This window comes from Paenibacillus contaminans (genome assembly GCF_003285015.1).
Classification (GTDB): domain Bacteria; phylum Bacillota; class Bacilli; order Paenibacillales; family NBRC-103111; genus Paenibacillus_V; species Paenibacillus_V contaminans.
Window position 1 is genome coordinate 300,144 of the sequence record NZ_QMFB01000001.1, and the last position, 25,268, is coordinate 325,411.

Annotated in this window: 18 protein-coding genes and 1 pseudogene; 15 read left to right on the top strand and 4 right to left on the bottom strand. The window is 51.4% G+C overall.

Going from position 1 to position 25,268, the window contains the following annotated elements:
- Positions 1-45: 45 nt before the first annotated feature.
- Together DQG23_RS01450 and DQG23_RS01455 are read right to left on the bottom strand one after the other, a co-directional pair.
- The gene (locus tag DQG23_RS01450) at positions 46-519 is read right to left on the bottom strand and encodes a hypothetical protein (RefSeq protein ID WP_113029008.1); all 474 of its coding nucleotides are present in this window, start codon (positions 517-519) and stop codon (positions 46-48) included.
- A gap of 152 nt (positions 520-671) precedes the next feature.
- On the bottom strand, positions 672-1,751 hold the full coding sequence (locus tag DQG23_RS01455) for a helix-turn-helix transcriptional regulator (RefSeq protein WP_113029009.1): 1,080 nt from the start codon (positions 1,749-1,751) through the stop codon (positions 672-674).
- 223 nt (positions 1,752-1,974) lie between these two features.
- On the opposite strand from DQG23_RS01455, the gene DQG23_RS01460 reads away from it, so the two are divergent.
- Positions 1,975-3,066, top strand: coding sequence for a saccharopine dehydrogenase family protein (locus DQG23_RS01460; protein WP_113029010.1), 1,092 nt, complete (start codon positions 1,975-1,977; stop codon positions 3,064-3,066).
- Between the two features lie 57 nt (positions 3,067-3,123).
- Here the strand turns inward: DQG23_RS01460 and DQG23_RS01465 are convergent, their stop codons facing one another.
- Positions 3,124-3,435: a heavy metal-binding domain-containing protein gene (locus DQG23_RS01465; protein ID WP_113029011.1), complete on the bottom strand. Its 312-nt coding sequence runs from the start codon at positions 3,433-3,435 to the stop codon at positions 3,124-3,126.
- Positions 3,436-3,722: 287 nt separating this feature from the next.
- Between DQG23_RS01465 and DQG23_RS01470 the strand changes: the two genes are divergently transcribed.
- From DQG23_RS01470 to DQG23_RS01485, 4 genes are all read left to right on the top strand, one after another.
- Positions 3,723-4,544, top strand: a complete 822-nt coding sequence (locus DQG23_RS01470; protein WP_238177734.1) for a squalene/phytoene synthase family protein — start codon at positions 3,723-3,725, stop codon at positions 4,542-4,544.
- 308 nt (positions 4,545-4,852) lie between these two features.
- Positions 4,853-5,260 carry a TerB family tellurite resistance protein gene (locus DQG23_RS01475; protein ID WP_113029012.1) on the top strand — a complete coding sequence of 136 codons (408 nt, stop codon included), beginning with the start codon at positions 4,853-4,855 and terminating at the stop codon, positions 5,258-5,260.
- Between the two features lie 43 nt (positions 5,261-5,303).
- On the top strand, positions 5,304-5,654 hold the full coding sequence (locus DQG23_RS01480) for an ASCH domain-containing protein (protein ID WP_113029013.1): 351 nt from the start codon (positions 5,304-5,306) through the stop codon (positions 5,652-5,654).
- 12 nt (positions 5,655-5,666) lie between these two features.
- Positions 5,667-6,101, top strand: coding sequence for a DUF2269 family protein (locus DQG23_RS01485; protein WP_192894543.1), 435 nt, complete (start codon positions 5,667-5,669; stop codon positions 6,099-6,101).
- 186 nt (positions 6,102-6,287) lie between these two features.
- Here the strand turns inward: DQG23_RS01485 and DQG23_RS01490 are convergent, their stop codons facing one another.
- Positions 6,288-7,259: a glycosyltransferase family 2 protein gene (locus DQG23_RS01490; RefSeq protein ID WP_113029015.1), complete on the bottom strand. Its 972-nt coding sequence runs from the start codon at positions 7,257-7,259 to the stop codon at positions 6,288-6,290.
- Between the two features lie 238 nt (positions 7,260-7,497).
- Between DQG23_RS01490 and DQG23_RS01495 the strand changes: the two genes are divergently transcribed.
- The 10 genes and pseudogenes from DQG23_RS01495 (at position 7,498) to DQG23_RS01540 (ending at position 25,244) form a co-directional block, all read left to right on the top strand.
- Positions 7,498-8,748, top strand: a complete 1,251-nt coding sequence (locus DQG23_RS01495; protein ID WP_113029016.1) for a hypothetical protein — start codon at positions 7,498-7,500, stop codon at positions 8,746-8,748.
- Between the two features lie 264 nt (positions 8,749-9,012).
- Positions 9,013-10,626, top strand: coding sequence for a response regulator transcription factor (locus DQG23_RS01500; RefSeq protein WP_113029017.1), 1,614 nt, complete (start codon positions 9,013-9,015; stop codon positions 10,624-10,626).
- A gap of 23 nt (positions 10,627-10,649) precedes the next feature.
- On the top strand, positions 10,650-13,367 hold the full coding sequence (locus tag DQG23_RS01505) for a cache domain-containing sensor histidine kinase (protein ID WP_113029018.1): 2,718 nt from the start codon (positions 10,650-10,652) through the stop codon (positions 13,365-13,367).
- A gap of 95 nt (positions 13,368-13,462) precedes the next feature.
- Entirely contained in the window at positions 13,463-14,902 is a 1,440-nt protein-coding gene (locus tag DQG23_RS01510; protein ID WP_158560243.1) for an ABC transporter substrate-binding protein, read from the top strand.
- A gap of 16 nt (positions 14,903-14,918) precedes the next feature.
- On the top strand, positions 14,919-15,803 hold the full coding sequence (locus DQG23_RS01515) for a carbohydrate ABC transporter permease (RefSeq protein WP_238177735.1): 885 nt from the start codon (positions 14,919-14,921) through the stop codon (positions 15,801-15,803).
- Between the two features lie 22 nt (positions 15,804-15,825).
- A complete protein-coding gene (locus DQG23_RS01520) occupies positions 15,826-16,653 on the top strand; it encodes a carbohydrate ABC transporter permease (protein WP_113029021.1) in 828 nt (275 codons plus the stop codon).
- A gap of 238 nt (positions 16,654-16,891) precedes the next feature.
- Positions 16,892-18,028, top strand: coding sequence for a sialidase family protein (locus tag DQG23_RS01525; RefSeq protein WP_146762229.1), 1,137 nt, complete (start codon positions 16,892-16,894; stop codon positions 18,026-18,028).
- A gap of 738 nt (positions 18,029-18,766) precedes the next feature.
- A pseudogene (locus tag DQG23_RS01530) lies at positions 18,767-19,468 on the top strand (ATP-binding cassette domain-containing protein); the annotation flags it as partial.
- Positions 19,469-19,805: 337 nt separating this feature from the next.
- On the top strand, positions 19,806-23,156 hold the full coding sequence (locus DQG23_RS01535) for a DUF4838 domain-containing protein (RefSeq protein ID WP_158560245.1): 3,351 nt from the start codon (positions 19,806-19,808) through the stop codon (positions 23,154-23,156).
- 264 nt (positions 23,157-23,420) lie between these two features.
- A complete protein-coding gene (locus DQG23_RS01540) occupies positions 23,421-25,244 on the top strand; it encodes an assimilatory sulfite reductase (NADPH) flavoprotein subunit (protein WP_113029024.1) in 1,824 nt (607 codons plus the stop codon).
- Positions 25,245-25,268 lie beyond the last annotated feature (24 nt).

Here is a 25,268-nt window from a genome sequence, read left to right on the forward strand (position 1 = left end):
CAGCTCGTTAACGGCTGCAGCCGGGAACTCCATTCCGGCAGGCCATTACCAGAAACGGGAGAAAAATCTGAAAATGCCCCAAACCTTTCGCTGCCTGACAGGATATTTTTCCGAGCGCGGGATGAGAGCCGAACGGGGAAAGCCTGTCCGCTCTTCGGCGGCGAAAGCCTCCTTAGCAAACATAACATCGTTATGCCGGCTTCCGGGCGCGCTCACTTCCCGAATTAATTCTGGCAACGGAGGGGCGGAGCCGATTTTGGGCGAATTCGCGTTTGCCAAAAACGGCGATTGTGCGGCGGCCACTTCCATATTCCATACGCTCCCGTCGGACGATTGCTTTTCTAACGCCTCCAACCTGGCGGCAAGCCCGTCGTTTTCCCTTTGAAGCTCTAAAATACGCTCCGATAAATATTTCATAGTGAGCTTCGGCTTTTGCGGTACGGCAAGTACGCTTTCGATTTGTTCGGACGGCGGCGGCAACAATAGTTCTTCATCGGCAGTATTGCTATGATGAGCCACGGTACGGCCTCCTTGTAATAATTTGCTGGACTGGCTTCGTTCGTACATCTCATCTTACAGGAAGATCCGCGAGGATACTGTCGAAGACCGCTGTCAAAGTTTAAGAAAATGGAGGAGCCTTATATTCGGGCACCTTGGACCCATTCGACCGGCTAGAAGCCGGAATCCGGACTAAACCGGGAATAAAGCTGCCAGATCAGCTCGCTTCGGCTTGATATGCCCGTTTTGGCGAAAATCGATTTCAAATGATCCTGCACCGTGTAAGCGGAAATGTTCAGCATCCTGGCTATGCTTTTGGTGGATTGGCCTTGGATGATACAAGCAAGAACCCGTTTTTCGCGTTCCGATAAGCCGTACGATTCCGCAATGACAGGCAAAACGTCGGACGGCGCAGCTTGCTCGAACCAGACAGCCAGCTGGGTCTGCCGGGTCGAACTGGTCAGCTTGCTTGCGCGAATCGTCATATAGCGGCCTTCCGGCGTCCGCATACACACTTTTGCCGTACTGGCCGACCCCTCACCGCTTTCGGAGAGCGCGCGAAAACAAACCGCTTGAACCGGTTTAGGAAGGGCGGCAATGTCTGCGTTTTCCCAATTGCGCAGCATGGAAAGCCAGTGTTCCGACGCTTCATTGGAAGATAACACGGCGAGCGATTCCGAAACGATCAGAATGCCGGGCTGCTCCTCCGAACGTTCGGCTCCATCGTCCGGCATAAGCATGCTGGTGCTGCGCAGATGGAAAGCGATTGCAGGGACCAGGGAAGAAAGCAAGCTTCGTTCGCGCTTTTGGAATACCGGCTGGTCCTGAAGACGAAACAACGTCAAATATCCGTAACATCCCCCTTTAAAGACCAGCGCCGCCCTCATTTCGTCGCGAAAGCCCGCAGGATGCAGTACGTTCCGGTATCTTGCGCTGCGTTCCGGTTGTCCTTCCGTAGTTCCATGCAGTGACGCCACAGGATCGGCTTCCAGCGCCAAGTCGGTGAATCGGTTCACATCTTCCTGCAAGTATTCATTCGCAAATAACGCTTGATGAATCGATTCGACTCCTTCCTCCGTAACGGCGCCGGTCGAAAGCAAGGTTTGCGGATCGACCAGGGTGCAGCAGGCGGCATCGAAGGGGATGGCCTCTCGCAATTTGCGCAGCAAGGCGATTCTGAAGCTTTGCGAGGAGGCGGCCGTGCGGGCGAGCGAGTCGATTTTTCGTTTAAGTGTTTCATGCTGGGAGGGCATAGGCGGCTCCTATCATTCGTTATGAGAATCAAGGGATAAACAATCCCATAATTGTGGGATGGCGCATGCATTGTCGAAACGTATAATTGAAAATAATTGTTATTCTAATGATAGTAAATGAACGAGGAGTTGAAAAGCGTAATGCCAGACCGGACCTCTTCCATTGATCTGGAGCGATGCAATCGATGCTTGGTACGCCGCCAAACGATAGAGGGGTGACAGGATGATGAAAGATACGATTATAGTAGTGGGCGGATATGGCCACGTCGGAAAAACGATCAGCCGTTCGTTAAGCGAAAAATTCCCCGGCAAAGTGTACGCTGCAGGCCGGAATGTTCAAACAGCCAAGCGGTTTAGCGAGGAGACGGGAGGCAAGGTAAGGCAGCTGCAGCTCGATATCGGCAAGCCGTTCGACAAGGATATATTGAAGCGAGCGAAGCTGATCGTCATGTGCCTCGATCAGACGGATACCGATTTTGTCCGGGCGTGTTTTCAAAATGGCGTTCATTATATCGATATTTCCGCAAAAGGCTCGTTTCTAGCCAAAGTGGAAGGGCTGCGCGAAGCCGCCGAAGCCGGTGGGGCGACGGCCGTATTAAGCGTGGGACTTGCGCCGGGGTTAACGAGCTTAATGGCGTCGCAGGCAGTCAAATTGATGGATGCAGCTAAGGCCATCGATATTTCGATTATGCTCGGACTCGGCGATCGGCACGGGAAAGCGGCCATCGAGTGGACAGTTGATAACCTGAATGCGCGCTTCGAGATTATGGAGGATAACGGGCTTGTTGCAGTCGAAAGCTTTACGGACGGGAAAACGACGGATTTCGGAGCGGATTTGGGCCGCAAAAAAAGCTTCCGTTTTCCATTCTCCGACCAGCAGACGCTTGCGCGGACATTGGCCGTACCTTCCGTTTCCACGCGGTTGTGCTTCGATTCCGGCATTGTGACATCCCTCGTAGCGGCAATGAAGGCCGCAGGGTTGTTCCGATTTCTGCAAACCGGCTGGGTGCGGAAAACCGTTGTACGGAGCTTCGGGCAAATAAGCTTCGGCAAGGAAAGATTTGCCGTAAAGGTAGATGCTTGGGGAATCAAGGAAAAACGGGAGGTCAAGGCGGAATGCATGCTGCATGGCAGCAATGAAGCGGAAATGACGGGGATGACGGCAGCATTCGTCGCTGAAGCCGTTTACCGTACTGCGTACCCCAGCGGGGTTTACCATATCGAGCAGCTGTTTTCGCTGGAAAACATGCAGCCGCTTGTTCAGCGGGCGTCATTTGCGGAGATGCGCTTGAACGGGCGGAAGCTGAATTTGTAGAACAGTCAAAAAAGCCTTCGGATCCGCAAAGCGGAGCCGGAGGCTTTTTACTTGCTTCTAGATACGAACCGCCGTACCGCTGACCGCCACCATAAGCATGCCTTCGCGAACGACCTCGTAGTCTACATCGATGCCGACGATCGCATTTGCCCCTATGCGCGACGCTTGATCGCCCATTTCGCGGAATGCCAGATCGCGCGCTTCTTTCAATTTCGTTTCATATGCGCCCGAGCGCCCGCCGACGATATCGGTAATCGAAGCGAACAGATCTCGCACGATATTGGCCCCCATGATCGCTTCGCCGGTAACCACCCCAAGGTAATCCTGTACAGGGCGGCCTTCAACTGCCGGAGTTGTCGTAAATATCATGTCAATTCCTCCTCGTATGTTTATCTTTTCTATTACGTCTGATTTTCATGAACGTTTCATGTCATAAATATCATTATTAATAAAATATCGATGTCAATTGACCGTTAAAGAAAGCGCTCGGCAAGAAAATTTTAAGCAAATCGTCTCAAGCTATGGACAGTTGATGAACTTTTTGACGCGTTGAGGCATTTGCTTTAGCAATTGAGTTGAATTGACGAGTGGACTCGGTTACCATAATAACTATGTGAAAAGATAAACGATCAGTTTGGAGTGGGCATGAAGTGAATATGACGAATGAGTTGATGAAAGACGCGATGGACATGCTGGCGTCGACCAGCAGGACATTTTTGATCCCGATAAACGGGTTGGTTCCGGGCTTGAAGGAAGCGGTGGCATCCGCCTACCTTTGCATGCGCGCGATCGACGAGATCGAGGATCATCCCGAGCTGCCGTCGGCTGTAAAGCATGAGCTGCTGATCGGCATTAGCCGAATACTGCGGGAGCCGTCCTGGAATGCCGCTCTGCAGACCCTGTTTCAGCCTTATCGCGAACAATTGCCCGAGGTTACGGTTCGTATGAGCGACTGGATTGATCTATGTCCGGATACCGCTACCGCGAGAGTGCTCGAAGGTACGGCCCAGATGGCCGGGCAAATGGCGGAATGGGTCGATAAAGGCTGGGAAATTAAATCGGAAGCGGATTTGGATCATTATACGTACTGCGTGGCGGGCGCTGTAGGGGAACTGCTGACCGACCTGTGGATGTGGTATGACGGAACGAAAACCGACCGCACGAAAGCTGTCGCTTTCGGACGGGGGCTGCAGGCCGTCAATATTTTGCTTAATCAGAAGGACGACCAAACGAGAGGCGTCGCTTTTTTCCCGGAAGGCTGGGGGATGGACGAAATGTTCGCTTATACCAAGAGAAACTTGGATCAAGCCGACGCTTATATAGCCGATATTCCTCCGGGGCCTATTTTTAATTTCTGCAGTATTCCTCTTGCACTGGCGCATGGCTCGCTTAATGCTTTGGCTGCTGGCGAAAGCAAATTGAGAAGATCGGACGTGCTTGAAATCGTAAGCCGCTTGACAGGCGAAGGTACCGCTTAAACCTAAATTGACGTTAATAGAAAAACCGGAATCATGATTTCCATAGCTGCAGCCGATCCTGAGAAGGGTGTCTGCAGCTTTTTTGTAAGCGCTAAAGCGAATGCGGCCAACGTTTTCTGGATCATTGCTAGGCGAATAGAGGTTTTTTACGGCGGGTTTGGCGGCTGTACTTGTTTCGTGTACGATGGAAATGGTATAATTTCCGCTTGACGGACAATATGTAAATGTTTCGTCCTATTGTAGGTAATAAAACGGTTTTGTCGAATACATAGACACGGAAGTCAACTTGAGCAGAGGAGTGAGTGCGGTTGTTTTTGCAGTTTTTACAATCTAAGGAGCATAAGGAAGCGTTTCTGGAATTGGCCCACGTCGTTGCGCAAGCGGACGGATTTATCAACCGGAAAGAACAAGGATTCATTAAATCGTTCATGGCCGAAATGAATATGCAGGAATCGGCGTATACGCCTTCGGAGGTCAGGGAGCTTTCCGATATTATCGGTAAAGTGAATGACGAACAAGTGAAAAATATTTTCTTTGCCGAAATATTATTGCTGATTTTCGCAGACGGCGACTACAATGACGACGAGAAGCAAATGGCCAAAAGCATTGCGGAGCAGTTCGGTTTTACCGAAGAAACGTACGAAGCGTTTAAAAACTGGGTCATTCGCATGGACCAGCTGAAAATAGAAGGCTTTAAGCTGATATTAAAATGTTAAAATGTTAGCATTAGCGGTATAACGATTATCTAGGAGGATTTGGATGTCTAACCAAACGGAATCGAATGCGCTGCCGCCTAAAACTTGCACGATCGAGCGGATGATTACGAAGAAATCCGATATCGATAAGGTGTTACAGGGGCAAAAAACCGCCACTCGCCGCAACGGCCGCTACGCGGATGTCGGCGAAATCATGACGCTGGAGGGCCGCGACTTCGTGGTGGAGCAGGTATATAGGCAATCGTTGGGCGAATTGACCGATGAGCATGCCGTTCAAGAGGGATTTTCGACGGTAGAGGATTATAAGGAAGCGATCCTTTCGTATCATCCCGGCATGCCGTGGCTGCCGCATATGAAGGTCTGGGTTCACGAATTCCGGCCTGTGCAGGAATAAGCTGCGATGGTTTTGCTGCAGAAAATATTGCTTTACACTCATATCTTGAGTGCAATCATATCGATAGGTCCTTTCTTCGTGCTTATCCCTGTGATCGAAAAGCTGCGAACCGCGCAAGATCCGGAACAGCATGCTTACATCGTCACCTTCAAATTCGCCATCCAATTCGCCAAGCATTCGGGGCATTTGCTCGTACTCAGCGGCGTTTTTCTCGCTATTGCCGCATCTTGGCCATGGACGACGTCATGGATCGTAATGACGGTATTGATTTTGATCAGCTCCTTGTTTTTTCTGGCTCGCGCCTTCTCGCCGAAGCTGAGAGCCCTTGGCCAGCCTGACCAAAACAGGGACAAGGTGATCAACGCGCTGAGGCGTTCCGTCTGGACGTACTTGGTTCTGTTGATGGCCATGCTGTGGTTTATGGTCGCCAAGCCTGTCCTTTGGTAACGCGAACTTCGCCTGACTTATGGATCATGGCCTGCCGGCGATTTTTGACGCCCTCCATGTGCCGTTGAATATATACGCTTCTATTTATGAAAAAGCCCGGACGCTGCGGATAAGCAGCGCTCGGGCTTTTGGCGTTTACCGGAAAGCATATTCGAGGAATCGGTCCAAGCCTCCGGTAAACCGGACTCAAACACGTTCGGGAGTGTCCTCGGTTACGAGTTTTTTCTCGATGATAAAAAGCGGACGATGCTTGACTTCTCTGTAAATTTTGCCTATGTATTCGCCGATCAAGCCTAAAGCCAGAAGCTGAATCCCGCCGATAAACCAGACCGATAGGATCAGGGATGTCCAGCCCGACACCGTCGTCCCCCAAAGCTTGCCGACAATCGCATAAATCGCGGCGAGGATGCTTAATGCGAAGAGGACGAAACCCGTCAGCGTTACAAAGCGGATAGGCGTTACGCTGAACGAGGTAATGCCGTCGAAGGCGAAGGACAGCATTTTTTTGAGCGGATATTTGGATTCTCCCGCAAAGCGCTCATGCCGGTCGTAATAAACGACGGCGGACGGAAATCCGATTAACGGCACGATACCCCGCAGGAACAAATTGACCTCTTTAAACCGCTCCAGCTCGTCCAGCGCGCGTTTGCTCATCAAACGGTAGTCGGCGTGATTGTCATGAATCCGCACGCCCATACTCGTCATCAGCTTATAGAAGCCTTGAGCGGTGGCCCGCTTGAACCACGTATCGGTGGTACGGCTTTTTCTGACCCCGTAAACGACATCGCAGCCTTCATGAAATTTAAGAATGAATTCACGAATCGCTTCAATATCGTCCTGCAAATCGGCATCGATGGAGATGACGCAATCCGCCGTTTCTTTAGCCGTCATAAGTCCTGCAAGCAGGGCGTTCTGATGACCGGCATTTTTGGCGAGCTTCAGTCCGGTCATGGCCGGGTAGGCATGATGGAACTGCTCGATCAGCTCCCAGGTTTTGTCCCTGCTTCCGTCATCGACGAAGAGCACGGTGCTTTTGTCCGAAATAAGCTTGTCATGCACAAGGCTATTGATCATTTTGCTCAGCCTTTGCACCGTTTCGGGAAGCACTTCCTCCTCGTTGTAGCAAGGTACGACAATCGTTAGTACAGGATTAGCCACGTTTCACGACTCCATTCCAAGCAGCTTTTTGCACGCGTTTCATCATGCAATATTATAACTCAAGCAAGGGCAATACTAAATTATTAACAAAATCTTCATAAACATTTCGCCTTTTTGTTCGTTATAGATATAGACGGCGTTATTCGGCAATCGTCGAACGAATCAATATGAATGGATTGGAGCTGTCGAAATACCATTTTAGCAGAAAAAAAGAGAAAGAGAAAATGAGGTGTAACGTTTGGGTGCAGAGAAACGCTTAACTCCGAAGATCCTTCTTTCGATCGCTTTGCTGATCGTCATTAGCCGGGCCTTGATGCTGTTTACCGGTTATGTCGGCATGAACCTGTTCGGCCACTTTGCCACGAAGACGGAATACGAGGCTACGGCTCCGGGCAGCTACACGCAATGGATGCAGAAGCTGCCGTATGGGCTGGAAGAGACGGATGTCATGAATTTATACGACTTCGTGAAATACGATACGTTCTCGTATTTGAAAATAGCTACGCAAGGCTACGACCAAGTTCGCATGGACGAACCGCATACGGCCGCCAATTGGGTGTTCTTTCCGTTGTATCCGCTCCTTATTTTTTTGTTCGGCAAAATATTTTGGTTCGATCCGGCGCTCATCGGGATTATTTTATCGAACCTGTTCCTGCTCGTTTCGCTGGTTTACGTTTACTTGATTTGTCTGCAGAGGGGGCTGTCCGAGCGTCAGGCGAATGCCGTGCTGTTTCTGCTTCTGCTTTATCCGTCATCGTTATATTTCTCGGTTCCTTATACGGAGAGCCTGTTTCTCATGCTGTCGGCTGCGGCGATTTATCATGCCTGCAATAAGCAGTATGCTCTCGCCTTCATTGCGGCAAGCTTGTCGACCGTAACGCGGGTGCCGGGCTTTATCAACCTGGCGTTCGTGATGGGGACGATTTTGCTGGACGAAGGCTTCCGGTTCAACAGAAGGTACTGGAAATGGCTGCTTTATTCGGTTTTGTCGCTTATACCGATGGGACTGTACCTGCTGCATATGAAAAATATAACCGGCGATTTCCTGGCTCCGTTTCATGAGCAAAGCTTGAACTGGTTCCGTTATACGACCGTTCCGTTCAAAAACTTTATCGGCTTTTTGAAAAATCCTTATTTTTCGACGCCGGACGGCTGGGATAATGGTGTGATCGCCTTCGTCGTCTCGACTGCCGTATTTGTCGTTTATATCGCTTATTTTCTCGTTCATTTCAAAACGATGTTCAAGGATTTGAGGCAGCTCCTGTTTTATGGGTACGGCGCGATGATGATCATTATCCCGTTTTCGAGCCAACCGCTGTTTCTTGTCAGCGTAGTCAGATATATGATGGTGTGCATCCCGCTTTACATCTACATCGTCAGCTTGGCCGATAAACGGGAGAACGTGCTTCGTTTTTATCAGCTGCTGTTTGTTTTCGTTAATGTGATCATTACGATTGCGTATTTCAACGGTTATTTCTTCGTGATTTGACCGTTTCCCCGAATGCGATTTCCATCGGCCTGCGGCCGCTGTCGAAGAAGACGGCGGAACGCGGGCCGTTTGTCCGATATTGATCTTTTCAGCGTCAGCGACTAATATAATGCTTATTCGCGATGTTACTGCCCGCCGAACCGGCGGGCTGCTTGCACTCGCTCGGCTCTCCCCGGCAGGAAACGGAGGCAGGGCGCCATTCGGGGCGACATTCCAGAGGACGATACTCCGGAATTCGCTTATTTTTGTGAGGAGGTTTTGCTTATGTATACGGTGCTGCTTGTCGACGATGAAGCGATCCTTCGCGAAGGCATGCGCAAATATATACCTTGGAACGAATATGGCGTAAACACGGTTTTGGAGGCGGCGGACGTGGCGGAGGCGCTGGACGCGATGGATCGGCACGAGATCGACTTGATGTTCGTCGATGTCCGTATGCCGGGCGAATCGGGACTCGATTTGCTGCAAACCGTACACAAGCGGCGAAGCGGCGTTCATGTCGTGATCATTAGCGGCTACCATGAGTTCGAATATGCGCAGCTTTCCGTTCGTTACGGCGCCGAGGATTATTTGCTGAAGCCGATCAAAACCGAAGATGTGACGCGCATTCTCGGCTGGTTTCGCGATCAGCGGGAGCAGCTTCGCAAGGAGCAGCGGGAAGAGAAGCGGTGGATGAACGATTTGTTCGCGAAATCATTCCACTATGCGCTTACCGGCAAGGACGAATTTTTGACGGAGCGCAACGGGGCGGCGGAAGAACGGCTTCAAACGTTTGAATGGCTGGATAAGCTTGTTCATCGTTATACAGGCTGTATGTATCAATTTATCGCAGTGGCCGGCAGCGGTTACGCAGACGTGCGGGAGTTGTTTCCGAAGTCAAGCGGAGCGGTTCCCGGACATGCCGGGACCGGAACGGCCGAACGGCTGGCGGAGCTGGAGCAGGTTGAGGCGATTGTCCCCGCCGTACTGGGCGACGGCATTGCCGCATATTTGCTTGTGTACCGAAATGCCGCAGCGGAGGACGGCCTTATGGAGCTGCTCGGTCAAATATGCAGCCTGCCCGAGGACGCATGGGCGTATAGTCCGGTGTTGAGCGCATCGGGACTTCCGCAATACGTAACGCAAGCTTATGTCGAAACGATTCGGACAAAGCTTTTTTACAAAACGGACAGGAAGCCGGTCCCCTTCGATCCGGGGCATATCGTGACTTCGGCATACGAAATATCCGAAGCAACGCTTAACGCCTTTAGGAAAGCGGTTTCAGAGGAGAGTCCCGAAAAAATCAAATTTTACTTGTCCGAGCTTTATTTTCAGCTATGCGCCAATCCGCTCTATTCGATCGCCAGCGTGAAACGGGCTTACAAGCAGCTGTATGAACTGGCGCTTGAATACGGCCGCCGGCATTACGAGGCGTCCATGCCGGAATCGGGACGAGCAGGCGATGAATGGGCTTTAGAAACGGTTGACCGGTCGGTGACCTTGCTTGCTTTGCACCGGACTGCGGAACGGTTATTTACGGAGCTGGTAAGGAGGTGGCTGAACGAAGGCGGCAGAAGCTCGCATCGCGTCGTCAAGGAAGTGAAGAAATACGTTTTAAGCCATTTGTCCGAACCGATTCTGCTTGTCGATTTGGCGGAGAAATATCAAATGTCCAGCGAATATTTGTCATTTCTGTTCAAGAAGCAGGAAGGCGTCAACTTTAACCATTATCTCAAACAGACGCGGATCGATAAAGCAAAGGAGCTGCTCCGGGCAAGCAGTACGCTTAAAGTTTACGAGGTCGCTTTTGCTGTAGGCTATCAAGATGCCAAACATTTTACGAAGGTTTTCAAAGAGCTTACCGGCATTACGCCGGCGCAATTTATCGAGAGATTGTAGCAGGGTTCGTACAGGAGGATGACATGAAGCGGAATAGCTTGCAGCAGCGAATATTTATGGCCTCGATCACGATCCTTCTAATCGTGTACGGATGTTCCGCGTGGGCATCCTATTATTTATCCGTAAGCAAAATATCGGCCGAAAAAGAAAAGCAGCTCTCAAACGTAACCAAGCGGGTCGCTCAAAATCTGTCGGATATGTTCGATCAGACCGAGAAGGTTGCGCTTCTCGTTTCGCAAAACGGGAGGCTGCTCGATCAAATGACCGCTCATTATGCCGACGACAACGCCGAGCTCGCGAAGCTGCAGAACATAGAAAGCACGTTAAGCGGTATGATTCTGCAATATCCGCATATCGAATCGATACTAGTCTCGTTCCGTAACGAAAACACCTATATGTTCACGTTCGGCACGACGGTGGACCGGCAGCAAAGCCGTGAGCTGAACTTGTTCCGCAACAAATGGGCTGACGCCGTACTTGCCGGTGAAAAGGGGGTATGGCGGTCTCCGGATGCGAACGGCGGGGAAATGCCGTCGCTTTTCCATGTGCTGCTAGGCGAGAAATTCGTCTTCAGCAAACGAATCAACGATAACGCAGTCGTATCGCTAGCTGTAAGTCCGGCCAAAATCAAAAGCCTGCTTACGCAAACGGATTCCCCGTTCGGTTACGAGGTGTCCGCATACCGCGACGCCGCTGCAGTTGTTCAGGCGGGCTCCGGCCATGCTGAAAACAGCTTTGACCACATGGAAACGGTTCGTCTGGAAAAATACGGCCTCGAGCTGCGTACGTGGATCGACAGCGAGGCATCTGCCGCCGATCGTCTTCATCAAGTGAGAAATATAGCGATACTGGCATTTTTGCTTAGCGCAGTCGCATTCGTCCTGTCCGGCTGGTTCGCGCACCGGATGGTGAATCCGATCCGCCAGCTGAAGCGGCAGGTCGAAGATATATACGGGCTTAGCGATTCGGTGAAGGTGATCGATTATCAGATCAAGCATAAATTTCCCGTCAGCTTCCGGCTGAAAATGTTTTTATATTTGCTTGCCGTTTCGGCATTGGGGACGTTCGTGCTCTTTGCCGTCAATTTCGTGTTTTCCAAAACGCAGATTCGCGAAAATTTGAAGCAGTATTATTTCGAATATTTGTCCCAATCCGAAAATTCCATCGAGTTCAATTTGAAAAATACGGAGCGGTTCGCCGCATCCATTCTTCGCGACGGCACGCTGCAGGAGCTGATGCGGGGAACGGAGGATAAAGAGGTGCTCGCGGGCGAGCTGAAGGCGCTGTTCTCGTACCAACAGGTGATCGATAAGAACATCAATTACTTGAATGTGTACGGCAGCGACGGCGAAATCGTGTTTTCGACAATCAACTCTTCCCTCAACGAGCAGCCCGTCGAGAAGCGCAATATTTATCCGCTGCTGAAGGAATCGAGAGGGGAAACGGTATATTTCAACGAGAAGCAGGATCCGTTCGGCAACCATGTCATCTCGATCGCCAAGAAAATCATGAGCACGACCTATCCGAGCACGCTGCTCGGTTATTATATCCTCACGGTTATCGAAGGCGAGCTCAGCTACCTCAGCAGCAATCTCGGGATTATGCTTCTCGACTTTATGATCGTCGGGACGAACGGCGACATTATTTTCAACAAAGACAACAGCGCGGTGGAGGATATCATGGCCGTCCCGGGCGTCTTTACCCAGACGAAGGGGGCGCAGGAGGCGCGTATTAACGGGCAGAACAAGCTTGTCATGTTCGACGAGATGAGCGACACGAACTGGAAAATCATCAGCACGGTGGACGCAAGCGAGCTGAATCAGGGCGAAAGAGAAATTACGCTCGCTTACGGTTATACGCTGCTCGTTATTTTGTTCGCGCTGTTTTGCGTCATTTACTTTTTGTCAGGCTCGATATCCCGCCCGATACGGATGCTGATGTTCAAGATCAGGGAAACGGTCGAGGACCATTTCCAGGGCAGAATGCCGCTTTTGGCCGGGACGGATGAAATTGCGGAGCTTTCGCAGCACTTGTACGCGATGATCCAGAAAATCCAGTTTCTCATGAACGACATTTACACGGTTGAAGTGAAAAATCGGGAAATCCAGCTGGAGTTCAAAAAAGCGGAGCTCGCCAACCTGATTCACCAAATCAATCCCCATTTTCTGTACAACACGATGGAGACGATCAAATGGATGGCCATGGAGCTCACGGGCAGCGAAAACCGGGTCACCAAAATAATCGGCGAGTTGTCCGTGTTTTTACGCTTCGGCATTCATTCGGATATGAGAACGGTATGGGTTGACGAAGAACTTGCGCATGTGAGCGCCTATTTATATATTCAACAAATTCGTTACGGCGAACGGCTGCGCGTCAAATGGGACATCGATCCGGCTGCGCGCCGGAAGCGTATCGCCAAATTCGTGCTGCAGCCGATCGTCGAGAACGCCCTGCTGCACGGCATCGATCCGAAACGCAAGGCGGGTATCGTCTCGATCCGGATCGCTGCGGAAGGGGGGAGCCTCATGCTCGAGGTGACCGACAACGGCGCAGGAATCGACTCCCGGACGCTGGAAAGGTTGAACGACGCCAACCCTGCTAGTGACGATCATGTCGGCTTAGCCAATATTCGCAGAAGACTCGTTCTTTTGTATGGCGAACATGTTGCGCTTACGGTAAGCAGCAAGCCCGGATATTGGACGAAGGTGACGATCTTGGTTGCTCAAGCCGACGAATCTTAATTTCACCCCCCTTTATCTAAATATCGCCTGCTGGGCGCATCATGACGGCTATTCTACAATTGGCATGTGGGTACAAAACAAGGGAGGTTGCGAAAGTGAAAAAAAGAAACAATGTTCTTCCCAAATTGATCGCGCTTACAATGGTTCCTGCACTGGCGTTCACGACGGCTTGCTCGTCGAAGACCGACGGCGGATCCGCCGGAGGAAGCGCCTCGCCAGGGGCAGCGTCAAATTCCCCGCAGGCCGAGAAGAAAGTAAAGCTGAAGCTGGTCAGCTACAGCCTTACGACCGAGAGCAAATGGGAGCGCATCTACAAGCGGTGGCAGGAGAAACACCCGAACATCGAAGTCGAGTACAAAGAGTTCCCGAACGACGAGGCGGAATATTACAAGGCGCTCGATATCGCCATTGCGGGCAACGAGTATATGGACGTCATCGTAACCGACAATCCGAATGCGGTGCAAAGAGGCAAACAGGGCGTTTTTCTCGACGTAAATACGCTCGCTGCCAAAGACAATTTCGACCTTGTCGAAAATTTCGGATCGATCATGAAGGACATCCAAGCGGAAGGCAAAAACTACTACCTGCCGTACAACATCAACTTTAACCTGCTCTATTACAACAAAGATATGTTCGACGCCAAAGGCGTGAAATACCCTGACGAGAACACGACTTACCTGGAGCTTGTCGAAATGGCCAAAAAGCTGACCGGCGGCGAAGGAGCGAACAAAGTATACGGGCTTGCGCTGAACGGCGGATCGAACGCTTATGCGACGCTGCTGCCTCTGGAGAATACGGGCTGGAACTGGGTCAAGCAGGACGGGACGCCTAACTTCTCGGATCAGCGGGTCAAAGATGCCTTCACGATATACAAAGAACTGTTCGATTCGGGCGCAGCGCCGTCCTTCGTGACGATGGGCTTGGAAAAAATCAATAACCGTCTCCTGTTTGCCCAGAAAAAAGCGGCGATGATCATCAACAACTGGTGGACGCCGGTGCAAATGAGCCAGTTCCGTTTCAACGACAAGGCGGTTTGGCAGAACGGCATCGACTTCAAAATTGGCGCCACTTACGCGCCGCGCTTCGATTCGCAAGCGACGCCTAAGATGCAGAACGTAACGGCTGGATACGGCTATGGCGTAAGCGCCAAAACGAAATACCCGCAGGAATCGTACGAGTTCGCCAAATTTTTGGCAACCGAATGCGCGGATATTTTCGGCTTGATCTCCTCTTACAAGAAAGCGGATCCGAACCAGACGGCGGATATTTTCAACAAGTTCCTCGATAAGGATAAAGTCGAGCACAAGGATATTTATCCGCAAGAAGTCGTCGATATGATCAAAAAAGTCAATACGGAAACGATTCCGGCTACAAGCACGGGCACGATGCCTTCCGTCGACGCCGGCGTGAAGAAAGCGCTTCAGGATCAGGTTAACCGCGACAGCGTCGAGTTTTACAGCGGCAAAACGCCGATCGACGACTTCCTGAAAAAATTGCAGACGAATGCGGAAGATACCGTGAAAAAACTGAAATGAGGACGAATCCGTGAAAATGAACAAAAATGCGTGGCGTGAAAATGTGACGGGCTATCTGTTCATCCTGCCGAATTTAATAGGACTCGCGGTCTTCACCTTTTTTGCGCTCGCCTTCTCCCTCACGATCAGTTTCACGGACTGGAATTTGGTAGGAAGCCTTTCCGATTTGCATTTCGTCGGATTCGACAATTACGTTGCATTGGTCCAGGATAAGCTATTCTGGGTATCCTTGCTCAACAATTTGTGGTTTCTGCTGGTCGTGCCCGTGGAGACGCTGCTGGCACTGCTGATCGCGATTGCCTTGAACCGTTTCGTGATCGGAAGCAAAGCGCTCAGGGTCGTCTACTATTTGCCCAATATTACGAATATGGCTGCCGTTCTCGTGGTGTGGAATCTGCTGTTCCACCCCGAGAAGGGGCCGGTCAACGTCGTGCTGAAAAGCCTCGGCTGGCTCCACCCGCCGATGTGGATGTTCGATGAAGCGTGGTCGAAGCCTACGGTAGCGCTTTTCGGCGTATGGACGAGTATCGGCTTTTATGTGCTGATCTATTTGGCAGGCTTGCAAGGTATCAACCGCGAGCTTTACGAGTCCGCCGATATGGACGGGGCGGGCGGATTCAAAAAGCTGCTGCGCATCACGATTCCGATGATTTCGCCCACTACGTTTTTCGTCGTCGTCTTGTCCGTCATCAAATCGTTCCAGCAATGGTCGAGCGTGCAAATATTGACCGAGGGCGGGCCGGGCAATTCGACGTACATTCTCGGTTATTACATCTACAACATGGGCTTCAAATATTACAAGATGGGTTATGCTTCCGCCATCGCTTGGGTGCTGTTTTTCATCGTCCTGATCATTACGCTTATCCAGTGGAAGGGTCAGAAGAAGTGGGTGCATTATTGATGCGGAAAGGAGAGAATGGACGATGGCCGTTTGGCTAAGAAGAGGAATGGTCAGCTTGGTGACATGGGCCGGAGCGATTCTGATGCTGGTTCCATTGGTCTGGATGGTATCCGCTTCGTTTAAGCCGAGCGCCGATGTTTTTGAATTTCCGATCAAATGGATACCCCGGAATCCGACGATCGACGGCTATAAAGTGCTTTTCGAATCGCGGTTCAACTTCCTCTTATTTTACTGGAATACGTTCGTGACGGCGTTCATGACGATACTCGGTGTAGTTGTGGTGGGAAGTATGACCGCGTACGCGTATGCGAAGATTCGTTTTGCCGGCAAAAATGTCATCTTCCTGCTGCTGATCGCGACGCTTGCCATTCCGTTTCAGGTCGTCATGATTCCGCAATTTATCATTTTTCGGAATATCGGCCTGCTAGACACGCTGACCTCGCAGTGGATCGGCGCGTTTCTTAATCCGGTAATGGCGATTTTCCTGCTGCGGCAATATTTCATGACGCTCCCGGACGAATTGGTCGATTCGGCCAAGATTGACGGCTGCGGCCATCTGCAAATTTTGTGGCGTATCGTCATGCCGATATCCAAGCCGGTATTGGTCACCGTCATCCTGCTTTATTTCGTCAGCGCTTGGAACAACTACGAAACGGCGCTGCTCTATTTGCGCTCGGTCGACAAATACGTCGTATCCATAGCGGTTCGCGTCTTCTCGGGCGAGTTGAGCGTCAACTACTCGGCCGTCATGGCCGCATCGGTCATATCGATCGTGCCGCTGATCATTTTGCTGCTTTTCGGTCAACGTTACATCATATCGGGCATCACGTCGGGGGCTGTCAAAGGATAAGGCCAAGAAGCGCAGTAGGAATATGTGGCTCTTCGCCCCGCTACAGTCCCCGGAAAGGGTGGCCTCAATTGGCAATGCCATGAAGGGAAAATACGATTATGGGGAAAGACCGAGGATAAAGGGTTGAGGTTAAGAGCTGGGGAAGAGCGCAGAAGATAAGGATGAGTCAGAGGTGAAAACTGTGGACTCAAAAGAGGACAAAGCCAAGGACAGCGGCATAGGAGAGGGGAAACATACGTTGAGTACACCAGATTATAAATTTTTGCGTTTCGAATCGGACTATTTCGTCGGTAAAAGAGGGAAGCTGGACCGTTATCTCGTTTGCTCGCTTGCCGGATACTTTCCCGTTATGGTGCAAACCGGTCCGAGCTCGTTATCGGTTATTCTCCGGAGCGGCGGACCGCATGTCGGCATCACCGGTACGTTATCCGTAACGAATTCCGATGACGGAGGCAAATCGTGGTCGGACCTCGTTCAAGTCGCCCCGCGCTTCGAGGACGTGCGTAATCCGGCTTATGGCGTGAATGCGGAGGGACATCTTGTCGCCGCTTACTGGCATGCCAGACTTCACCGCTACGATTTGGATCCGGAAGGAAGAGGACTGCAATACGCATTCGGCTTCGACGAGTCCGACCCGTCGCGCAACGATATTCCGGCGCTGTTCACGGTCGTAAGCAAGGACCGGGGGTTGACCTGGAGCGAGCCGCAGCCGTACAAATCGCAAATATTAACGATGTGCTCGCCTTACGGCAGAATGATTTCCGCGCCGGACGGGACGCTCCTCATGTCGGTATACGGCGTGCTGCGCGAGCCTGTCGAAGGCGTCAACCATGCCGTAATCATCGTTCGAAGCAAGGACGGCGGTCGGACGTGGGGCGATGAAACCTTGCTCGCCAAAGGCTACAATGAAACGTCGATCGCACTGCTGCCGGACGGAAGGCTGATCGCGATAGCCCGCAAAGACGAGCGCTATGCGCATGTGGCGACGAGCTTCAGCGACGATATGGGACGTACTTGGACGGTGCCTAAGCAAGTAACGCGCGACGGCGAGCATCCGGGGGACTTGACCGTGCTCGCAAGCGGGAAGCTGCTGCTTACGTTCGGCCGCCGCATACGCCCGTTCGGATGCGGAGCGCTCATCAGCGAGGACAATGGTGCGACGTGGAAGACGGACGAAGAAGTTTTGCTTGCCGGCGACGGCATTAACGATCATGATGTGGGCTATCCGTCTACCGTACAGCTTGCGGACGGCTCAATCGTAACCGTAATCTACTACGGCAGCGGCTCCGAGCCGACCGAGCAAAGCCGGCTTCGCGGCTGGGGTGACGTCTCATGCCAGGCGATCCATTATCGCGAAGAGGACATAACGAAATAACGTTTGAATGGAATAAGGCCGGCTGCCGTTGCAGCCGGTCTTTTTGTCGATGAAATCATGATGTTTAGCCACTCTCCGATTGTGTGACTTCGCCGCACCAAAGCGCTTCCAACGAACCGCAGCATCGTCACACCAACCCTCTTCCTAATAAGGAAACGTGCTTCCTTATGAAATTCCAAATTTGCCTACATATAGAAAGGGGTTTAGCCCTTTACACTTCAATCCTGATTTTGTTAAGTATGGACCGTGCGCGTAGTTGCGAAAACCTTATTGATAATGAGGCTGTCCGCATTATTCCACCGGTGAAATGCTCGTTCTCTCTCGTTAGTGAGGCAAACGCAACTATCAATTTCGTTTGTCTTTCTAATCGTTGCGTTTGCCTCATTATGCCTCAAAAACATGGGGTTATGGCGAGAAATAGTAAGGCTTGCCTCACTGTTAGTTGCGTTTGCCTCATTAACTCGCCAGAGAACGGGGTTTCGGTTGCTCCCGTACCTTGAATTTGATGCGGCTAACGTACACTCCAGGTGGTCCCGGGTTAATGAGGCCTCATCCATGTAGGAGCTTACGTCTTCAAAGGATAACGAAGCCCATTATCCTTGTTTCCAATTCCTTCGGGTTCTTATAAAACATTAGAACACAATGATAATGTTTTGACAGAGATATGTCCTAGATATGTCCTATTTCGCACGAGAACGACGATGAACCTTCGCATTTGCATGAATGTAGTATCCTATTGTATTCGCCGGTCTGCCCGAAGCCAAGCGGCATAAGCTGTCGTCCAAGCATTTTTCCTTTAATTCGCCGGGAGGCAGATGTGAAGCTTGCCAAGGGCTGGGCGTGCTTTCGGTCGATATGAGCTTTTTGCCGGACCTGGAAGTGAAATGCTCGGCTTGCAAAGGAAAGCGATTCAAGGATGAAGTTTTGCGCGTAACTTACGGAGGCTATTCGATTTCCGACTTGTTGAATATGACAGTGTAGGAAAGCTTGGACGTGTTTCGCAACGAGGACAAAATATCGGGCTTGATCGAGCTGCTCTGCGAGGTCGGACTCGGTTACTTGCAATGGGGGCAGTCGGTAAAAACGTTGTCCGGAGGCGAAGGGCAGCGGATCAAGCTCGCGAAGGAGCTAAGCAAACGAACGAAGACCCACACCTTGTATTTGCTTGACGAGCCGACCTCCGGTCTTCATCCTTCCGATGTAAAGCAACTGAATGTTCTGCTGAACAAGCTGGTCGAGGCGGGAAATACGGTAATCGTCGTCGAGCATAGTCTCGAGCTGATTCGCGAATCGGATTGGGTTGTCGATATCGGCCCGGAAGGCGGCGACGCAGGCGGGCGTCTTATGGCGGCGGGGACGCCCGAGCAAGTGGCCGGAGTAGGCTCGTCCTATACGGGCAGATTCTTGAAGCAGGCATTGGCGGGTAACTTGCAGGTTTGACGGCAACCGATTCGAAACCAAATGAACCGCTCGAACGATTGTTTCGAGCGGTTTTTTCTTTGCACAGGCATGCAAGTTGTCGAAAAAGATCAATTTTTGAACGCAAAATGATGCTTAAGATGCCTGATTTCCCCACTGGTATTATTATATATTATATATGATAACCGAAAGTGACTACCTTACATCCGGGCTCTATTTCAACCTTTTTAATGAAGAGAAAAGTGAAAGGAGGTTTCGCATTAGGGTAAGCGCTTTAATAACAAACGAAAGGATTGATTGCGTTTAGCCTTCAGGATCGGAGCAGCTCACGTAAATGGTAAAAAAGGAGGAAAAATCTATGAGACGCAAGTTGATATGGATGATGGTATTCCTGATTACCTTGACGCCGTTACTAGTCATAACCGATAGGGCCGAAGCGAATCAAGCCGGCAGTGCCGCCGCCGAGAAAGTATCCGCAGCAGAGGAGCGCTTGCAACAATATGAAGCTTCCGGAGATGTACAAAAACCGCTCGCCAAGCAGCTGGGTAACGCATTGAAACAAGTACGGCATCATTTGGACAAAGGATCCGTAACGCAGGCGTTAAAGAAAATGGAGGATTTCATCAAGCATCTTGAAAATGACGCCCTGCAAAAATTTATTAGCGAAGCGGCGAAAAATCAGTTGGAAGCCGACGCCAATTTGATCATTCAGGCTTTGAACCCGTCGCAGCCGGAGCCGCTCTCTATCGTGAAGGAAGGGGGAGCCAATGCCGTCATTATCATAGCCGAGGATGCAAATAACCAAACGGTGAAAGCCGCCTCGACTTTAGCGGAATATGTGAAGAAATCGACCGGCGCGCAGCTCTCCGTGCAGGAGATCGGCGTTGCGGACATCCCGCAAGGAATGATCCCGATTTACGTCGGTATCGTCCGGCCTGAAAGCCAGTCGAGAATAAACGGCTTGCTTAGCGGTCTTCAAGATGACGGCTATGTGATTGATCCCTATGAAAATACGATTACGATTATCGGTCCGAAAACGTCCGGAACCGCTTTCGGCGTTTATGAATTTTTGGAGCGATACGTCGGAGTCCGCTGGCTTTTGCCCGGAACGGACGGCGAGGATGTGCCACGGCTGAGCGCAATCGCGATATCCGCAAATACGATTATAGATGAGCCCGCGACAATTTCACGCCATTTTTTCGGTACGGAAAGTCCCCCGGCCGTCGCCGAGTGGGCCAATCGAAACCGGATGCACGATAATATTCAGTTTCATCATAACATGTCCAATTTATTCGATCCGAAAGTATTTGCCGACCATCCGGAATACTATGCGGGCGGTGTCGTTCCGACGCATCCGTACAGCTGGCAGCCGTGCTTTAACGATACGACTGCCGAGGCGGCCGTCAGGCGTATAATCGAATTTTTCGATGCGAATCCGGAAGCGGCATCGTATTCGCTCGGGATTAACGACGGCGTGGATTATTGCGAATCCGATCCGTCAAGCCCGGACTACCCGACGAAGAAAAACTCGGTCGGTGCATGGCACAGATCGGATGTTTACTATCCTTGGGTGAATAAAATCGTAGAGGGCGTTCTGGAGAAGCACCCCGATAAATATTTCGGTTTGCTGGCCTACAGAGAAATGTACGATCCTCCTACGAATGTAACGCTTAACCCTCATGTTATCCCATATATTACGGATGATCGAATGTCTTGGATTGATCCGCCGATGGGAAATGCAGGAGCAAGTCATACGGAAAACTGGCAAAATGCGGCGACCAATTTAGGATGGTACGAATATTTATACGGTTCGCCATATAGCGTGCCTCGCGTTTACCCGCATCAAATGGCCGAAAACTACAAATATGCAAATGAACACGGGGTAATCGGGCACGTGGCGGAGCTTTATCCGAATTTCGGCGAAGGTCCGAAGCCATGGGTTTCGGCCAAGCTGCAGTGGGACCCCGAGCAAGATGTCGACGCGCTGCTCGGCGAATGGTATGAAAGGGCGGTTGGCGCACAGGCTGCCCCTTACTTGCAGCAATATTACGAGTATTGGGAACAATTTTGGACGACGCGCATTTTCGAATCGGACTGGTATCTCGAGTGGGCAAACAGGCCGAACCGAACCAACTATTTGAACCTGTTCGATCAAAGCTATTTAAAGGCGGTCACGAAGGAAGATATCGCCGAAAGCAGGCGGCTGCTTGAACTGGCTGCAGCCAATGCCGTAACGGACCCGCAGAAGACGCGCGCCGGACTGCTGCTGCGCTCCTTCGAGTATTATGAAGCTTCCGCGCTCAGCTATCCGCGCAGCGAAGCCGTTACAGCTCCTGCCAGCGAACAAGAAGCGACGGCGATGCTGGACGATGTCATCGAAAGCTTCGAGATGGCGAAGAAACGGATGACGCTGCTCGAGCAATTTAAAGGCAATCCGGCGTTGGATTTTCCGCTTCGTCCTCCGGCATACGGCGGCGTCTGGGACGGCATCCAAAGAACGCAAATTTATGCGCTGCAAAGCTATGCGGACTCGGAGCCTGAGAACGGGAACGTCCGCGAGCGTTTGCGCCAATTTCTGGCGCAGCTGCCCGAGTTTTATCATTTGTCTGCGTATGCCGTCAAAACGGACGCAAGCAAAGAGGATATTTTGCAATCGCTCGATTTCTCCGCAGGGCCTTGGACGGATGCGGAGCCGTTTTCCGACTTTCTGGTCATGAATTCGAAGCAGGAAGCGCCGGTCGAGACGAAAGTGTATCTGTTGTGGGACGATGAAAATTTATATGTGGGCTACGAAAATTTCGATGGCGATCCGTCGAAGATGATTGCGAGCGACGATGCGCCGAACGGCTGGTGGAGCAGCGGAGGCGACGATTCGGTGGAAACGTATGTAACGGCCGATTCGGAAGGTCCGTTCACCGGCTTTTTCACCAATCCGAAATCAGTTTCGTTCATTTACAATAAAACGCCGGTATCGGGTCCGACTCCGGGGACCGATCCGAATTGGGAGGCAAATGCGAACGTCGGAAGCGACCGTTGGAATGTCGTTCAAGCCATTCCGTTTTCCAGCATCGGCGCGGATCCGAGCGAGACGCGGACGTTGAAAGGTTTTTTCTTCCGCAACTATCACGGTCAATCCGTATTTTTGGGCTGGGGCGGCGGAGCGCCATGGAAGCCGTATGATTTTAATCCCGTTCATTTGGTCGAAACGAAAAATAGGGTGCAAAATCCGTCCTTCGAAGCAGGGAACGAGACAAACGTTCCGCCATGGAAGTTTTCCGGACTGAATCCGGCTGCGCAACAAATAATGAAGCAAACGGACGAGACCGCTCGTACGGGAAGTTACAGTTTGGAAACAAGCGGGCTCGTACAAGGAGCGGGTCCGTATCAAGAGATTGCGGCGGCGCCAGGCAAGTATAAAGCCGTGCTTAGCTACTACACGCCTGAGACGTCGACGACGGAAGGCACGATTCAATGGTGGAACAATATCAAAGACAGGGAAGGCGGGACCACGCTTCAGTCCGTTACATCCTTGGAAAGGCCGGTTTCCTGGACGAAAGGTCAATGGTCAACATTGGCGTTCACATTCGAGATCAAATCCGATTATGGAGGTACGGTTCCCGAACATCTGCAGCTATGTGTGACGCTCTGGGGCTTCCAGCCGGGCGAGCAGCTGTTTATCGACGATGTTGCCTTATACAAGCTGGAATAGATTAGGCCCAAATAAGATCCCGACGTCAAAAGTGGCGCCGGGATTTTATCTTGTTTGAAACCGCCTTTATCTTTACAATGACACCGTTTGCAACGTTGCGGCGTCTGCGAATGGGCGTAAACCTATTATCAGTAAATCTGATAGATCTTATAAGATGATTCTAATTGACCTGCGCTGTCTGCTGTGATAGGTTCAATAGAGCGATAAATTTAGATAAGAATACTGGGTATTGCTAACATTGCATGCTGCGCGAGGTGGATATTGTTGGAACTTCAAGTAACGAACAGCCCTTTTAATCAAGAACAAGTCGAATTGCTTAATCGTCTTCTGCCAGGACTAACGGATGCGCAACGGATATGGCTTAGCGGGTATCTTTCCGCTCTTAGCGGAGCGGCGGCGCCGGCTGCCGGGGTTACCGCACCGCAAGCGGGAGCGGCTTCGAATACGGCCGTCATTTCCAAGGATGTAACCGTACTCTTCGGATCGCAAACCGGCAACAGCCACGGATTGGCGAAGAAGCTCTCCAAGAAGCTGGAGGAAGGCGGTTTTCAAGTATCGCTTTCTTCGATGAGCGACTTTAAGCCGAACGGTTTGAAGAAGCTTCAAAACCTGCTTATTTTGGTAAGCACCCATGGAGAAGGGGAACCGCCGGATAACGCGATTTCTTTCCATGAGTTTATTAACAGCAAGAGAGCGCCGCAGCTGGAAGGTCTGCGCTATTCGGTGCTCGCTCTCGGCGATACGTCCTATGAGTTTTTCTGCCAAACCGGCAAAGACTTCGACAACCGGTTGGAGGAGCTGGGCGGAAAACGGCTTACGCCGCGCGTCGATTGCGACGTAGATTTTGACGAACCGGCAGCGGAATGGATCAATCAAGTAGTGAGCTCCTTGAGCGAGACTTCGGCAGCTCCTGCAGCTGTTGGCGGCACAGGTGCAGCGGCGGCTGGCGCGACGGAATCGGAATATTCGCGGACGAACCCTTTCCGCGCCGAAATTCTCGAAAATTTGAATTTGAACGGAAGAGGGTCGGACAGAGAAACCCGCCATGTCGAGATTTCTCTAGAGGGCTCGAATCTTCAATATGAGCCGGGCGACAGCTTGGCGGTATATCCCGAGAATCATCCGCGTCTCGTAGACGAATTGATTCAAGAGATGGGCTGGCAAGCGGACGAACTCGTCGTTTTCAATAAAAATGGCGACAAACAGCCGCTGCGGGATGCATTGCTCCGGCATTTTGAAATTACCGTGCTGACGAAGCCTCTGCTTGAGCAAGCGGCGAAGCTGGCTCCGAACAGCGGACTCAAGGAGCTTGTGGAGGCGGGACGCGAGCAGGAGCTTCGTGCGTATGTCAACGAGCGCGACCTTTTGGACTTGGTTCAGGATTACTCCTTAAAAGGCGTATCGGCGAACGAGTTCGTAGCGATCCTTAGAAAATTGCCTGCACGTTTGTATTCGATCGCAAGCAGCCCTAAAGCATACCCGGACGAAGTCCACATCACGGTTCGTACAGTTCGTTACGAGTCTCATGGACGCAACCGCTACGGCGTTTGCTCCGTTCAACTCGCTGAACGCGTGCAGATCGGCGAGAAGCTGCCGGTTTATATCCAGCAGAACTCCAGCTTCAAGCTTCCTGAAAACCCGGATACGCCGATCATCATGATCGGACCCGGTACGGGCGTGGCGCCGTTCAGAGCCTTTTTAGGGGAACGGGAAGAAACCGGAGCCGAAGGGAAAACATGGTTGTTCTACGGCGACCAGCATTTCTCGACCGACTTTCTGTATCAAATCGAATGGCAGCGGTGGCTCAAGGATGGCGTGCTGACACGTCTGGATGTCGCCTTCTCCCGCGATACCGATAGGAAAGTATACGTGCAGCACCGGATGCTGGAAAAGAGCAAGGAGCTCTACAGCTGGCTTCAAGAAGGCGCTTGCGTATACGTCTGCGGCGACGAGAAGAAGATGGCGCACGACGTGCATGCGACCTTGGCCGCGATTCTCGAGCAAGAGGGCGGCTTGAGTCCGGAGGAAGCGGCGGAATATTTGAGCCGTATGCAACAGCAGAAACGTTATCAACGGGATGTTTACTAAGCTCGAGACCCGATGATTGCGAGA